We start from the raw sequence: 15,771 nt of genomic DNA on the forward strand, positions 1-15,771 counted from the left end.
TAATCTATTGAAAAATGATTTTATACAATATTAAATTGGCAATCAGGTCAATCGTTAGAAGCAAATTAATCTCCGGGATTAACATTTTAGGATTAAGCCTGGGAATTACGGTTTGCATGCTTGTTTTCGGTTTTGTGAACAAGGAGTACAGCACCGATAAGTACCTACCCGAATTTGATAATATTTATGCTATTCTGTTCGATGATCATGCCAATATATCCCAACCCGTTGTGAATATTTTTAACAACAGGCTTTCGGAAGTTGAAGAAGTTACGCATTATACCCACGAATGGGCTCCACAGGTGTATTTGGAAGATGATGCAAAAAATACCTTTAAGTTGAATTACCTGATGGTTGCCGATACAGCTTTCTTTAGAGTTTTTCAATTCAAAACCTTATATGGCGAGCCAAAGAAAAACCTGGTAGGTCCTAATAAAATTGTACTGACCCAATCGCTGGCACAAAGAATTTTTGGCAAGTCCAATCCAATTGGGAAGACCATCACATACAATTCCACTTACATTCAAAACGAATTGGTTGAAATTGTCGGGGTTATCGAGGATCTTCCTCACAATTCCTCCTGGAAATTTGATGCGGTTTTATCCATGGAAACCGATTATAAAATGAAAGGTTTCAAGGCCAATCAAACCGCTTGGGGGAATGAGAATTTTAATGCCTACTTAAAAACCAAAGAAGGTGCAGATAAAACTGCCCTGGAAGAACGTTTGAACAAGTTGTTTAAGGAGCATGCCATAGAAAACTACAAGCGATTCAGCATCAAAATTATTCCTTATCGCGATGTATATTTTCACCAGCACGATCTTTCCCACCAAAAACATGGCAACGAGTTCAATGTGAAAATCATTAACACCATTGGCTTGCTGATTTTTATTTTGGCCATTTTTAATTTTATCAATCTGGATACTGCACAACGTGAGAAAAAATTAAAAACGCATGGCGTAATAAAGCTCTACGGTGGCAAGAAAAACAAGATGCTTCGATTCTTCTCTACCGACTCTTTTTTGGTAGTTTGCGCTGCCTTCTGTTTGATGCTCCTGCTCACCACACTGATTCTGCCATACTATAACAAGCTTACAGAATCGGATTATATCCTCCTAGATTTTTTCAAAGGCTGGAATCTTGTTTTCCTCACAAGCATTTTTCTACTAACCATTATCATTACCAATTTCGTTCACACGGTTCTTAACCGAAAGCATCGTATTTTGGATTTGTTAAGGTCCAACAAAAACGTAAAAAGAAAGAATTACCTGCGAAATTCGCTATTGCTGATACAGTTCGTTCTGTCAATTATTCTAATTACAAGCATCATTGCGGTTCAGAAACAGAATTACTACGTTAAAAATTTTGATACAGGATTCGAGCTGGAAAAAATCATTTACGCCAACACCAATAAAACACTAAGCAGTAAAATCAATGCTTTCAAAGATAAGTTGTCCGATTTGCCCGAAGTTTCAGACATCACCTTCTCTGGCGAAACCATTGGCTTTATCGATCAGAATTGGAGCTTGTCCATTAACAACAGGGGAGAGCGACAGCAAGTGAGTTTTGCAAAAACCGATGTCACCGAAAACTTCTTCGATTTTATGGGGATTGAATTTCTGAAAGGAGATGCTTTCCGACCAGATTCGCACAAAAGAGTAGAATTTATTTTTAACGAGGCAGCATTTAAAGAGTTTAACATCAAAAAGCTGGAAGATGCAAGGGTGTTGATTTCCAATGATAACAGTCGCGGTAGAATTGTAGGTCAAACCGAAAATTTCCATTTTGAATCCGTTCATTCCAAAATCAGGCCCATTGGCTTTATGCATTCACCAGATGCCGACAAGGTGGTTTATATCAAGATTAAATCGGATCAGATGAAAAGCATGCATACTACCATCGAAAAAATAAATGCCATTTGGAACGAGCTCTCTCCTTCTTTCCCATTCGAGTTTCATTTTCTGGATCAATCCTGGGAACAGCTTTACAAAAAGGAGATTCAGTTTACCAAGATATTAAACCTGGCTACCATAGTCTCGATTCTTTTAACCTGCATGGGATTAATAGGCTTAAGCTTTTTTGTTGCCGAAAATCGAACCAAGGAAATCGGCATTAGAAAAACCAATGGTGCCAAAACCCACGAAATTAATCTGATGCTCAATGGCGATATCCTGAAATGGGTACTTATTGCCTTTGTCATCTCATGTCCAATATCTTATTATGCCATGGATAAATGGCTCGAGAATTTTGCTTACAGAACCGAACTCAGTTGGTGGATTTTCGCCCTGGCCGGAATCATCGCCCTGGGCATTGCCTTGTTAACGGTTTCGTGGCAATCGTGGAGGGCGGCCCGAAGAAATCCAGTTGAAAGCTTACGATATGAATAGATTACCATTAACAATTATCAATGATCAATTAATAATTATCAATTATTAAGAATTTTCAGTTCTGGAGCTATTAATGATGGAAAACAAAATCTTTAATAGCTCCTGATTATCATGATCCAAAGATTTAAACAATTTCTCTTCGATATATTCTGTATCATTCAATAACCTTATCCAGTAATTGGTTTCCCTGGCTTCTTTATAAGCAATAGACATTTTAGAAATAAAGTCTTTTTTCGAAATGCCTCCTATTGCTTCTTCAATATTAGCTCCGACTGATGTTCCGCTTTTCATCAGTTGCCTTGATAACACAAACTCTCTCTTCTCTTTATTCAGATATTGACAGAGCTTTACGATTCTAATGGCAAAAGCATATGATTTTTCAACAATAACATTATGAAACTCTTTTTGCGGCATCCTAATTGATCATTGATAATTCTTAATTGTTAATTGTATTTTCTCGTTTGTACCAAGTAATCTCATCGCCCTGATACATGAATTTGTCTACCAGTTTCAGGCCTAGTTTATCGAGTACTTTCTGAGATTTTTCGTTGGTGGTTAAGGTCATGCTGCAAATTTCTTTGATATCGAGCTTTTCGAAAGCATATTCGATGGCTGCTTTAGTTGCCTCGGTAATGTAGCCTTTGCCCCAAAATTTACGCAGCAATCGGAAACGCAAATCGTAATAATTGCTGTAGCCGTTTAGCTCTTCTTTTTCGAGTTTAAAACCTGTCCAGCCCATAAAATTATTGGTTTCCTTATCGATAATGGCCCAGCGCCCAATCCCATTCTCCTGGTATTGTTGCATGATTCCTTTAATCATTTTTCTGCTCTGGTCGATATCGCGAATGGGTTTGCGCCCTAAAAATTTGTAGACTTCCGGATCGGAGTCCATTTCGAACATTTTTTCGTCGTCGCTTGGTAATATTTCTCGTAGGTATAGTCGGTCGGTTTCAAGTATAATATTCATTTCTGATTTCTCGTTTTTTAAAGCCTGATTATACATTGGGACTTCCTAATGCAAATTACAGGTATTGATTTAACTGAATGATTTAATCTCGTACAAATCTGCGAATTGTGCAAGTTTTTCTTTAGAATAATTCTAATTTAGAACGACAAAAATGCTTCAATTGTCTGATTTCCCCTGTATATTCTTATGTTAGGAACACTCTCCAGTTTTTTAGATCAATATTGGCAACAGGCATAAAAAAAAGCGACAACCTCACAGGTCATCGCTTTTATATCTTAGTCAATCCTTATTTATGGATTATACATGCTTTAAAATGTCTTCCAAATTCTCAAATTTGGTTTTGTAATCAGCCATCGAACGAGTGATCACTTCATGAGCTTCCTCCACGCCATAAGTATGGGTAATTTCAGCCTCACTATCTAAACCTGGCATATCCTTATAGGTTAGGAAATAATGCTTTAAACGATCCACAATTACATCTGGCATGCATTTAATATCAGTAAATTCACCATAAGTAGCATCGTTTATTAGCACAGCAATAATCTTATCATCAGCTTCATTTCCGTCAATCATTCTAAATCCACCAATCGGACGAACTTCTGCAATAATATCTCCATGCGAAATTGATTTCTCGGTAAGAACACAAATATCCAAAGGGTCTGCATCACCTTTAATATCAGGTTTACCCGATTTTTCGCTACAATAATCACCAACCGACTGTCCACAATAGGTTTGCGGTAAAAATCCATACAATGCCGGAATTACATTCGAATATTTCTGCGGACGATCAATTTTCAAGTAACCACTTGTTTTGTCAACTTCATATTTAACGGTATCGGTAGGAACCATTTCAATAAAAGCCATAACCGATTCCGGCGCCTCATCACCCACATCAAGTCCATGCCAAGGATGCGACTTGTAACGCAAGCCCATTAGTCTTGCAATCGGATCGTTTAGTTTATTTCCCATAGTTAAAAATTTCGTTTGTTGTTTTAGCACAAACAACACAATTCGTTAGCGTATAGCAAATGTAGTAAAACAATATAAAAATCTACCCTGAAGTCTTTTTCTTTTACACTTAATTCATAATAATGGGTATTTTCCGACAAGCAACTGTCCTAATTCAATGATTTCTACCTGCTAAACACATTCCTGCAAGCATTTCAAAAACTCTTTTCACCAAGCAGTTTAATAATTTTTAACAATCTTTTACAGTCAAATTCGGCAAATGACAGATTTCTGTTAGAACTCCTACTCACTTTTGTTGCAAAAAGTAAGAAGAACCAAACAGATTTCATTTACCAGCATGATTTGTAAGATTAAATTTATCCCAGCATTCATTTGCATTGTACTGATTCATTTGAGCCATGTAACCCACGCCCAGTATAGCGATTACTACACTTTTGAAGCCAAGAAAGAAAAGAAGAAAAAATCGAACATGCCACTCACCATAGCAGGCGGAGTAATAGGTGCCGGTTTGCTTTTGGAATATTCCGGGGTATTCAACAAAAGTAAATTCCAGGACCAGGTATTGTACCGCTTCCCCAATGTTACCACCAGTATCGACGATTACTTTCAGTACACACCCATTGCCATTGGCATGGGATTAAATGCTTTTGGCGTAAGAGGAGAACACAAATTCACCCATCAGCTAAAACGCCTGGCTTTTGCCGAGGCCATTTGCAATGCAACAGTCTTTACCATTAAAACCCAAACCAAGCATACCCGCCCCGATGGTTCGGCTGCCAACTCTTTTCCTTCGGGACATACAGCACAGGCTTTTTGTGCCGCAGCCTTTCTCGATCGGGAATATGGCAAAAAATACCCCTGGTTGCGCTGGCTGGGTTATGGCATGGCCACCACAACAGGAGTATGCAGAATACTTAAAAACAGGCATTGGGCCAGCGATGTGGTTCTGGGCGCAGGTATTGGCTACCTATCGGTCGATTTAAGTTATCGCCTCTTCGACAGGTGGGAAAGGAACAAAAACCTGCAAATTACACCCATGGTGGGGAATAAAACTTATGGTTTGAATGTGGTTTATAGGTTTTAGGTGGGGTGATGCAATTCTGTTCCCCCACCTAAATCATTATTAATTACTCATTAAAAATGATAGCCTATTCGTAACCTTATATTTGGTGCAGGACCATCCATGTTATGGCTAAAGCCAAGATCTTTGGTATATCGACGCTGAAAACCCCAACCTGCGCCAATTTCATAATCAAAATGTTTCCCTATTGCTCGGCGCATCCCGATAGATGGAATGCAAAGAAATGCTCCCATTTTTTCTTTCCTGCTTCCAACTTCAAACCAGTCGAAAGTATAACTGGTTTTTAGTGCCAGGAAGAAGCCTTTATCTCTATTTTCCTTTGAATACCACCTGGGCTCAAGAGTAAAAACAGGAGAAGAAAATAGGAATGACCGGTCATCATAGAACGACCCCCAAGCTCCTATATCAATTCCCATTTCACCCCGAATGGCAACTTTATTTAGAACTTCATATTCACCATAAATCCAAGCCCCTAAAAATCCGGCCTGAAGTCCAAATATGCTTTTGTCTTGATTTTGCAATTCCTGTTTTTGCGATTTAGCAGGAACGCTTAATACTAGAATTGATAAAATTACGATTACTTTTTTCATTTTATGATTAATTTATGAAATGATTAATAATCGTAGTGTTATTATTTTAATAAGGTCTTCTAATCTAGCAAATATTTTTAATTACCAATAACTTAATTTGATATATATTCCCGAAAATATCAAAAAATATGATTAATCCGGATTTTATTTATCCGATCAACACACTAAAATAAGATCATACATAATTAATTTATTTTTATTAAATTGCCTTAATTTATTTTAAGGCAAAATCTCGCTCATATAACCTCTTTTAATTGTAAATTTGATGAAACACATATCCATCACAATTTGTTTTATTATTTATTCTATTGTGACTTTCGCACAATTAAGAATATCAGAAAATTCTGGTTTCCCAGAATTTGACACTAAAACACAGATAAAAGAATTATTGGTAAATTATTTCAATTCCAGTCCTGATAGTACTTACAACAACCCTTATTGGACTGAAATAGAGAAACAATCGTATAAACATTTCGATTTTCTTAGTAAAGAATTAAGACCAAGTATATATATGGGCTTACCTGTTCATATACTTCAAATTGATCAGGTAAAGGATTCTCTATACAAAGCAAAGGTGATGTTCTATGGGGTACAAAAAGACAATACCCCATACGTATTAGGCATTTTTAATTATATGATCGATATCAATAAGAAAAAACTTTCTAATGCCTTATTCTACAATAGAGAATATTGGAACAAGTTTGAAGTAGGAATGATAGATTACTATGTTTCCCCTAAAATTGCTTTTAATAATAAGGAAGCTAAAATCATGCTTCGTCAATCTCAAAATCTCTGCAATTATTTTGACAAGCCAATGAAAAAAGTTGAATATTATTTTGCGGATAATTACGAAGAGGTTTTACGAGTAAAGGGAATTGATTTTTTATATGGCGCCGGTGGTTCTAAAAAACCAACAGGAACAGCCTTTCAAGGCAAGATATTTTGTTCTGGTCAGAATGAAACCTACGGACACGAGATATTTCATATTTTAATTGATCCTCATTTTGTGAATAAACATTATTACGTGAGTGAAGGAATGGCTTGTTTACTATTTGGCAGCCGTGGTAAACCTTTGAATTGGCATCTCCAAAGAGCACATCACCATTTGAAAGAGCACCCTGAAATTGACTTAAGTGATTTTTTCAATCTATACGCTATAGATGAATATACTTCTTACCCTTATATTATAGGAGGACTTTTTTGTTGGTTGATTTACGAAGAACATGGCAAAGAGGGACTCTTGCAACTCATGAACTCAGGCAAATCGGATATGGAATACCAAAGACACATCATAAAGACCCTTCGGCTAGAAGGGAAAGATTTGAATAAATATATCAGAAAAAAGATAGAGGAGAAATCGCAAAGAACACAGAATGTATTAAGACAACAAATTCTTGATTCCTAGCCTTTAATAACATAAATACCTGAACTAATAACAAATAAAATATCAGAAGAAAAGTTCTTGCAGAATCAACACTTGAAAATCTCAATCCAAAACGTAATCCGTCATCAATTGTGAACTAGAGCAACATATTCAATTCACCTCCCAAAAAATCATTACTAATTACCAATTGCCATCACCCTCCCCAGCCATCACGATCCAGGCTTCGGTATTGAATGGCTTCGGCCAGGTGTTCGCTTTCGATGTCCTGCGATCCGGCCAGGTCGGCAATGGTTCTGGAAACTTTCAGGATACGGTCGTAAGCACGGGCCGAGAGTCCCACTTTTTCCATGGCATTTTTGAGCAATTCTTTTCCTTCGGCTTTGGGCTGACAGTATTGTCGCAAAAGCTTGGAGGTCATTTGGGCATTGCAATGCATTCCTTCAATTTCCTCAAACCTCTCTTCCTGAATTTGCCTTGCCTTTTCTACCCTTGCCCTAATTTCTTCGCTCTTTTCAGACAAGCGGCTGTCCGATATCTTCTCGAAAGAGACAGGAACAACTTCGATATGAATGTCGATTCGATCTAATAAGGGGCCGCTGATTTTACTCAGGTATTTTTGCACCATGCCGGGCGCACAAACGCAGTCTTTCTCGGGGTGATTGTAATATCCGCAAGGACATGGATTCATAGACGAGATGAGCATGGTACTGGCTGGGTAATCCACAGTGAATTTTGCCCGTGAAATGGTAATGGTCCGATCTTCGAGAGGTTGGCGCATTACCTCTAGAACAGTTCTTTTGAATTCGGGCAATTCATCGAGAAAGAGTACACCATTGTGCGATAAGGAAATTTCGCCTGGCTGGGGAAAGGTTCCACCTGTTAATTTTAAAACAAAATGCTAAAAACGACAAATAAATCATGACTTTTTATACAAAAGAAGGTGCAAAAACTATAAAATTATTAACAATAACACTTTAATATTTACAAAACATGATGCTAAATTTTAATAAGCGTATAAGAGAAATTCCCTTAAAAAACTCCTCTTTATCAGGCGTAATTAACTCCTCTCAGATAAATAAAATTATTCAATTTGAATCATCATTAGAGCGTGATTTCATTTATCTTCTAGAGTTTGATATTTACGTTGACAAATATTTAGAACAACCTCTAGAGATTTCATACAATGATACTATAGGTAATTCTAAAAAATACATACCGGATTTCGCTATTAGCTATCTCGATGATAGACCAAATGAAATAATAGAAATTAAACATTGTAGTTCACTACAAGAAAAACAGGAAGAATTAATTCCTAAATTTAGAGCTGCAGAACAGTTCTGTGAAGAAAATAATTCAATTTTTAAGGTAATTACCGAGGAACATATAAGAAAAGACAAAGGTATTGAACTTGAAAATTATAAGTTTTTATCTAGGTATCGTAATTATTTTAACAATTTAAACTCTAATAATAGCGTGTTGTTTACTCAAAATTCAGATCATCTTGTTTTATACAATAGGATGTTTGAATTCAAAAAATGTACTGTAAAGTATCTGATTGATCAGTGTACCTCGGATTTTGAGAAAAAAGCTGAATTATTATTTTTAACTTGGTGTCTAGTCGCAACAAATTTCTTTTCAATTGATTTTACTAAAAAAATCAATACTAATTCTATAATATGGTACAACGAATAGTCTTTGAAATTGGTAACAAAGTAGAGTTTAAAGGAAACCATGCTGTCATAATAAAGATAGCTGACATTGATAAAGTAAGCATACAAATGTTAGAAACAAACATTGTACATACTGTCAAAACTTCAGAAATTAGATATGTTGAGAAATCTAGACAAATTAAGTATAGACCGTTCGATGCTTTAACTGATAAAGAATGGCATATTGCTAATAAGAGATATAAAATCATCAAACCTATACTGGAAGAGAAAGCCAGTTTAGATAAAATCAAGCAGATTGCAATCGAAAATCATGTTCATTATACTACATTGTATCGATGGATAAAAGCATATCGAAAAGAAGGGTTAATATCTGCATTGGCATCACAAAAAAGGTCTGGTGGTAAAAATAAAAGTAGATTATCTATCCTTGTTGATACTATAATAGATGAAACCATTGTTAATGTCTATTTAACCCCTTCAAAGAAATCCATTTCAAAAGTAATAAGAACAATCATTATGGAGTGTAAAGATCAAGATATCAATCCTCCACATCCTAATACCATTAGAAATCGAATTAAAAATCTTTCTGAGGAAGAAGTTCTGAAATCAAGGTATGGTAAAAAAATATCAAGAGATAAATTCGAACCAATAAAGTCACATTTCCCTGGTGCTAACTATCCTCTATCCGTTGTGCAGATAGATCATACTTGTGTAGATATTATTTTGGTTGATGAATTATATCGAAAACCTTTCATGAGACCGTATATAACAGCAGCAATTGATGTATATAGCCGTATGGTCGTTGGTTTACACCTATCATTTGATCCTCCTGGAGCAATGGGAACAGGTATGTGCCTTGCGAATGCAATATTAGGCAAAGAAATGACATTAGAAAGGCATAACATCAAAGGCGAATGGCCTTGTTGGGGAACAATGGCTACAATTCACGTGGATAATGCAAAAGAGTTTAGAGGTCATATGCTCAAACGTGCATGTATGGAATATGGAATAAATATTGAGCATAGACCAGTTGCAACTCCTCACTGGGGTGGTCATATTGAAAGAGTACTTGGTACCTTTACAAAAGAAATCCACAACCTGCCTGGCTCCACATTTTCAAATGTAAAAGACAGAAAAAATTATAACTCTCAAGTAAAGGCTGCACTAACAATCTCAGAATTTGAAAAGTGGTTACTTACATATATAATAAATGTATACCACAAAAAAATACATTCCTCAATTGGAGTTACTCCATTAGAAAAATTTAAACAAGGAATTCTAGGAGAAAACGGAACTGGTCTTCCTTCTAAGATATTTGATGAAAGGCGGGTGCGATTAGATTTTATGCCATTCTTTGAAAGAACAATTCAGGAATATGGCGTTGTTATAGATCATGTCTATTATTATGATGATGTTCTAAGAAAATACATTCACTCAAGAGAAAAAAGCACGAAATACAGCCCTAAAAAGAAGTTTGTTTTTAAACGAGATCCACGAGATATCAGTCAAATTTATTTCTATGATCCTGAACTTAACGACTATTTCGACATCCCATACCGTGATACATCTAAACCTCCAATTTCCATTTGGGAATTCAATGAAGTAGTAACTAAACTTCAGAAAGAAAATGAATCAATAAATGAAGACATGATATTCGAAGCTTACAGGGATATGGAAAAAATTGAACTTAAAGCAATTCGTGAAACAAGGAGGCTTAAACGGTTTTCTCGCCTTTCCGATAAAAGAAATGAGAATATACACGATGAATTAAACAGGCAGGAAGAAATCAACCAAGATAATAAAGCGAATAACATTCCAAATATTTTACCATTTGATGACATCGATGATGAAGCATTTACATCCTAGAACAGCAAAGATAGTAGAGAATTTCACTGATGAAAATCGGATCTTTTCCATAAAAAAACCGAAATGGATAGGCTATACTCATGCACATACCATTCTAAAAAAACTGGAGAATCTTAGAGATTATCCAAGGAATTTACGCATGCCAAACCTTTTATTAGTCGGTGATTCCAACAACGGAAAGACTATTTTACTTAATAAATTCACCGAAGAAAATAAAAGCTACGTTGAAGAAGCTAGCCAAGAAAAACGAATCCCTATTTTAATGATACAAGCCCCTCCTGATCCTGACGAAAAAAGATTTTATAATACAATTTTAGAAAGTCTATTTGCCCCATATAAATCATCTGAAAAGATAGAGATGCGACAGCAAAGAGTTATTCACCTTTTAAGGAAAGTTCAACTAAAAATGCTTATTATTGATGAAATTCATCACTTGTTAGCCGGCACTATGGCAAAACAACGATCCTTTCTAAATGTACTTAAGTATTTGGCTAATGAACTAATGATTCCTTTTGTATGTTCAGGAACGCGCGAAGCTTTACACGCCATTCAAACTGACCCTCAACTTGCAAATCGATTTGAACCAAAAGTTTTACCCAGATGGCAAAATGACGAAGATTATTTGAGGCTACTAGCATCTTTTGAGCGTATACTTCCATTAAAAAATGCTTCTCTACTAATAGAAAACTCTCTGGCAAGTACAATTCTTTTAAAAAGCGAAGGATTAATTGGTGAAATCTCAAAAATATTGGAGTTATCATCGATACTTGCTATTGAATCAGGAATTGAAAAAATTAATCAAAATATTTTAGAAAATATAGATTACACCCCTCCAAGTGAACGTAAAAAAATGATGTATCGATGAAATCTTTTAGGGGAAATAAACATATTTGGCCAGGTTATGTTCCCCCAAATAAAAATGAATTATTATCCAGTTGGATATTTAGAAATTCAAGAGAGCACAAAATTAAGCCTCATTCTTTTACCAAGTATTATTTGGATACATCAAGTTTCTGGACTAGAGATGTTGATAAATTTATCAATAATAAAATTTTACATTTAATTTATAATCAAACTCCATTATCGTTCAATCAGATCAAGAACATGCAGCTTACTAGTTATCAAGATATTATTTTCAACGGCGAGCTCTTAACTTCATATTCACAAGGAATATCTAACCTAGGTATATATCATAGAAAAAGAAAACAAAATGGACTTTTAATATGTCCAACTTGTTTAGGACGAGATAAGTATTATAAAAAAAACTGGAGGTTATTAACTTCTATTGGGTGCCTGGTGTGTAACTCTTATTATATTGACTGTTGTCCCAAATGTCTTTCCCCAATTATATTTCAACGACTTGCCATTGGAGAAAAGGCTATTTATAATGAATACCCAATGTATTTGTGTTGGAAATGTCTCTATGATTACAGAAAAATAAGACAAACTAAATTACCTCAAATAGTATGGGACTATCAGAATTATATTGATAAAACCATTTTTGACGGTTATAATACACACATAAAATATTCATTCTTATATTTCCAAGTAATATTCTTAATTCTTAGAAGAGTTCAATCAAGTTCTATTCTATGGACACGAATTAGAGATGCTTTTATTAAAGAGTTTGACATTTCGGAGCTTGAATTATTTCAGAGAAGTCAATTCCCATCTTTTAAACTAAGATCGAAGATTCTTCCCTTAATTTTTGTCATATTGGAAGGCTGGCCTGATAATTTTGTGACTTTTTGTAAAAAGTATAACCTTAGATACTCAGATTTTACAAGAGGGGAACAGGAGCTACCGTATTGGTTTTACAAAGTTTTCAGAGATTTCTTTTAATTCTACCTTGAAAAAATAATATTGGCAGAATCTTCAAGAATATCCTTGCTCATAGCCTTTTATTTTCTTCATCCTCTAGTATACTTCTATTATGCTTTACTCATATTAGAATTGTTATTTCACATTCACACTTTATGCACCCCAAAATTAAGAATAATCTATTTAATGCTTTTTACAAATTTCTCGATAAGGAACGGTCAATTATCAGAAATAACACAGATTATTAGATCTACTCAACAAGTTGTATTTTGCCTTAATTTAACGACAATTTGCACATTAGCGAAAAAATATGTATATTTGTCTAAAATAAAAGACAAAATGCACTTATGATAGCAGAAAAGAAAAAAACACGCACAAATGTGGGATTATCTAACATTGAAGAATATTTAAAGGATGTTCGATCAAAGAGTTCCGATGCTTTATCGTCAGAATGGGCTTTTGTCACGATTTTAAACAAAAATCTTTCAGCAGATGATTTCAGTCTATTTTACAACAAAGCATCAGAATTAGGAATCTCTAAAAAAGAGTACGCTAAGGTTCTACACATAAACGTAAGAACATTAGAAAGAAATCTTAAAAATGAATTTACTCTTAAAGTTGACAAATACGAAAATGCTGTACGAATCTTCTCTATGATGATTCACGGCATAGAAGTATTTGGTGAAACTGCTAGGTTTTCAAACTGGCTAAAAAACCATAGCCGAGCATTAGGTTGTAGACCTGTAGAATTACTTGAAACTATTGCCGGAATACAGATAGTAGACGATGAAATTACTCGAATAGAGTATGGCGTTTACTTCTAATTCTTGATATTCAATTTAAATTTTAAAAACCAATGAAATGAGATACGACACAAGCTAAAAAAACATGGGGAAAGTTGAGCAACTGGAAAATATCGATGGGTACTTGACCTAATAAGACTCAACGTAAAGATAACGATATATTAAATTTTAGATTTTTGATACATGAAGAAAACAATTACTAGTCCTGATTAGCTCCAAAAGTAGTAGGCAGGCATAAATAGAGAAATTATGCAAAAAAAGGTATACAGGATATGTCCAACAGTTAGAGCTGAAGACATATCGGGTTATGGTTCAAAGATGGTAGGTGGCCGTTTTAACTCAAAAGGAAGAGCTGTAGTTTACACATCTTCCTCAATTTCTCTCTCAATAGTTGAAGTGCTTGCACATTACTCTATTGAGACAAGTCCGAAGGATTTGTCTTTAGTGACAATTTCCTTTCCGGAAGATTCTATTAAGATTAAAAGTGCAGAAGATTTAGATTCAAGCTGGAAAGATACCCCAGTAAGCACTTATGCTAAATCTATTGGGGATGCTTGGATAGACAGTTTAGAAAGCTTGGTTCTTGCAGTTCCAAGTGTTGTAAATCCTTACGAAGTTAATTATATCATTAACCCAAATCACCCAAGGTTTAATGAAGTCACAATAGAAAAAGTTGAAGATTGGTTCTTCGACGACAGATTAATAAAGTAAACAATCAAAAAGACAACAATAAAAAAAAGGAGACTTGACAAGTCTCCTTTTTTTTAGTTTTCAACAGTTCGTACAAATCAACTAGGTTATCCTTGTCTTACTGAGTAATTCAAGTATTCTCAACTTGCAAACAAACCCTAATAATAAACCTATTTTACAATACAGTAACACTTCCAATCAACTAAACTAACGTTAGATCATATTTAGGCCAAAAAGGAAGCGGCGAAGTTACAATAGTATATAATGGGAGTTCAACCGAATTAGATAAACCTCTTATAGTATTTGAAAGATTTGATACATGGAAAATTCTTACTCCTAATGCCTCTAGCACTAATGTGACTTGGGATGATTATCTCAACAATGAACTTTTCTGATTCATTTTAATGATAACTTTCAAGGAGATTTAAACGCTAGAGGTTATGATTTAGTTTTTGTAGACTATGAAAATGGTACAGAATATATTCAACGAAATGCTTATTTACTCCATAGAATTCCTACAAATCTGTGACAAACTGCATCCATGTTGTAGCTTATAAATTAACAGATTATTCAGCTTTAAAAACAGATTTCATGCTTGATAGACCAGTAATATAACATACAGATCCAAAGTATAATCTTTATGAATCCTGCTTGCAACGAGTTGTGATATGTCTTCATCACTGCAAAGAGTCTTATTTGCTTCATTATTTACACAATCTCATTCTTAACGCCTTTAAATGTACCACTTATTGCATACTAAAATTGTATTTTTGTTCATAAATTATTTTTAGACCTTTGTTTGTTATTGAATTTTCAGTTATTTCTCATGACCGTGTATTAAAGTTTTAGTTTCTAAAAATTTTAAAACTTAAAAAATATACAGAATTAGCACTCTACTAACTCGAGCTCGCCATAATATATAGTTTAATTGATCCAATAAAACTCTTACACCAATCCAATGTCAAATGTTTTAATACAATTAAACACAACTTTTTCTTCTATGTTTTTATGTATTTTTACATATTTATTATTTAGGATCCTTATAAATTTCATAAATAATTATTTCGTAATATTATCCTCTTTCCCGCACTATTGCTCAAACATTGTGTTTTAACCTTTTACGGGCATTGATTTCGATTTAATTTATTATTTATCAGCTAATGAAATTTTATTAGATTTAGTTATTAGAAATTTTTAAAAAGCCTACAACAGCTTACCGTTGTTTTTTATGTTTTTTCGAAATTTTGCTGACTTGAAGCAATAAAGATATGGGATCCCTATTATTAATTTTTATTAACTTTTAATTTTTTTTAATTATGAATGATTTATTAGGTTTTGAATTAGTAGATCTAAGTGACATTTCTCAGCTTAATCTAGCAAAAACTCCAACATGTGGTGGATGTGGAGGAAGTAATGGAAACTGTGAAGGCGGAGGATGTGGCAAAGATTGGGGCAATTGCGGGGGAGCAAAATTAGAATAGTGACACAAATATAAAGACTTTAGGGTAATAACCCTAAAGTCTAAACTTCTTAAAACACACCA

At 34.5% G+C, this 15,771-nt stretch carries 15 protein-coding genes and 1 pseudogene; 10 read left to right on the plus strand and 6 right to left on the minus strand.

Features of this window, described 5'->3' with window-relative positions:
• Positions 1-14 precede the first annotated feature (14 nt).
• A complete protein-coding gene (locus ELS83_RS03525; protein ID WP_171594146.1) occupies positions 15-2,387 on the plus strand; it encodes an ABC transporter permease in 2,373 nt (790 codons plus the stop codon).
• Between the two features lie 45 nt (positions 2,388-2,432).
• Here the strand turns inward: ELS83_RS03525 and ELS83_RS03530 are convergent, their stop codons facing one another.
• The 3 genes from ELS83_RS03530 to ELS83_RS03540 all read right to left on the minus strand — a co-directional run bounded on the left by ELS83_RS03530 (position 2,433) and on the right by ELS83_RS03540 (position 4,323).
• Positions 2,433-2,801, minus strand: coding sequence for a four helix bundle protein (locus ELS83_RS03530; protein ID WP_171594147.1), 369 nt, complete (start codon positions 2,799-2,801; stop codon positions 2,433-2,435).
• A 22-nt stretch (positions 2,802-2,823) separates the two neighbouring features.
• Positions 2,824-3,354 (minus strand): GNAT family N-acetyltransferase, encoded by a 531-nt coding sequence (locus ELS83_RS03535; RefSeq protein ID WP_171594148.1) that lies wholly within the window; start codon positions 3,352-3,354, stop codon positions 2,824-2,826.
• Positions 3,355-3,651: 297 nt separating this feature from the next.
• The gene (locus ELS83_RS03540) at positions 3,652-4,323 is read right to left on the minus strand and encodes an inorganic pyrophosphatase (RefSeq protein WP_171594149.1); all 672 of its coding nucleotides are present in this window, start codon (positions 4,321-4,323) and stop codon (positions 3,652-3,654) included.
• Positions 4,324-4,615: 292 nt separating this feature from the next.
• On the opposite strand from ELS83_RS03540, the gene ELS83_RS03545 reads away from it, so the two are divergent.
• On the plus strand, positions 4,616-5,407 hold the full coding sequence (locus tag ELS83_RS03545; protein WP_171594150.1) for a phosphatase PAP2 family protein: 792 nt from the start codon (positions 4,616-4,618) through the stop codon (positions 5,405-5,407).
• 50 nt (positions 5,408-5,457) lie between these two features.
• Here the strand turns inward: ELS83_RS03545 and ELS83_RS03550 are convergent, their stop codons facing one another.
• Positions 5,458-5,994, minus strand: coding sequence for a hypothetical protein (locus ELS83_RS03550; protein WP_171594151.1), 537 nt, complete (start codon positions 5,992-5,994; stop codon positions 5,458-5,460).
• A gap of 265 nt (positions 5,995-6,259) precedes the next feature.
• On the opposite strand from ELS83_RS03550, the gene ELS83_RS03555 reads away from it, so the two are divergent.
• Positions 6,260-7,399: a hypothetical protein gene (locus tag ELS83_RS03555; protein WP_171594152.1), complete on the plus strand. Its 1,140-nt coding sequence runs from the start codon at positions 6,260-6,262 to the stop codon at positions 7,397-7,399.
• A gap of 172 nt (positions 7,400-7,571) precedes the next feature.
• Here the strand turns inward: ELS83_RS03555 and ELS83_RS22210 are convergent, their stop codons facing one another.
• Both ELS83_RS22210 and ELS83_RS22215 read right to left on the minus strand, forming a co-directional pair.
• Complete coding sequence (locus ELS83_RS22210) at positions 7,572-7,898, minus strand: magnesium chelatase subunit ChlI family protein (protein WP_283242714.1); 327 nt, start codon at positions 7,896-7,898, stop codon at positions 7,572-7,574.
• A 30-nt stretch (positions 7,899-7,928) separates the two neighbouring features.
• Positions 7,929-8,246, minus strand: a pseudogene (locus tag ELS83_RS22215) (ATP-binding protein); the annotation flags it as partial.
• 122 nt (positions 8,247-8,368) lie between these two features.
• On the opposite strand from ELS83_RS22215, the gene ELS83_RS03565 reads away from it, so the two are divergent.
• The 7 genes from ELS83_RS03565 to ELS83_RS03595 all read left to right on the plus strand — a co-directional run bounded on the left by ELS83_RS03565 (position 8,369) and on the right by ELS83_RS03595 (position 15,709).
• A complete protein-coding gene (locus tag ELS83_RS03565) occupies positions 8,369-9,070 on the plus strand; it encodes a TnsA endonuclease N-terminal domain-containing protein (protein ID WP_171594153.1) in 702 nt (233 codons plus the stop codon).
• Entirely contained in the window at positions 9,055-10,914 is a 1,860-nt protein-coding gene (locus tag ELS83_RS03570; protein WP_171594154.1) for a helix-turn-helix domain-containing protein, read from the plus strand. Before ELS83_RS03565 ends, ELS83_RS03570 begins: the two co-directional genes overlap by 16 nt.
• Complete coding sequence (locus ELS83_RS03575) at positions 10,895-11,779, plus strand: TniB family NTP-binding protein (protein ID WP_171594155.1); 885 nt, start codon at positions 10,895-10,897, stop codon at positions 11,777-11,779. The genes ELS83_RS03570 and ELS83_RS03575 overlap by 20 nt, the downstream gene beginning before the upstream one ends.
• Positions 11,776-12,756: a TniQ family protein gene (locus tag ELS83_RS22675; RefSeq protein WP_171594156.1), complete on the plus strand. Its 981-nt coding sequence runs from the start codon at positions 11,776-11,778 to the stop codon at positions 12,754-12,756. Before ELS83_RS03575 ends, ELS83_RS22675 begins: the two co-directional genes overlap by 4 nt.
• A gap of 326 nt (positions 12,757-13,082) precedes the next feature.
• Positions 13,083-13,559 (plus strand): type II RES/Xre toxin-antitoxin system antitoxin, encoded by a 477-nt coding sequence (parS, locus tag ELS83_RS03585; protein ID WP_171594157.1) that lies wholly within the window; start codon positions 13,083-13,085, stop codon positions 13,557-13,559.
• Positions 13,560-13,787: 228 nt separating this feature from the next.
• Positions 13,788-14,249 carry an RES family NAD+ phosphorylase gene (locus ELS83_RS03590; protein WP_171594158.1) on the plus strand — a complete coding sequence of 154 codons (462 nt, stop codon included), beginning with the start codon at positions 13,788-13,790 and terminating at the stop codon, positions 14,247-14,249.
• Between the two features lie 1,295 nt (positions 14,250-15,544).
• Positions 15,545-15,709, plus strand: coding sequence for a hypothetical protein (locus ELS83_RS03595; RefSeq protein WP_171594159.1), 165 nt, complete (start codon positions 15,545-15,547; stop codon positions 15,707-15,709).
• Positions 15,710-15,771 lie beyond the last annotated feature (62 nt).

The sequence above is a fragment of the Marinifilum caeruleilacunae genome, from assembly GCF_013141825.1.
In the GTDB taxonomy this organism is placed as follows: Bacteria; Bacteroidota; Bacteroidia; order Bacteroidales; family Marinifilaceae; genus Marinifilum; species Marinifilum caeruleilacunae.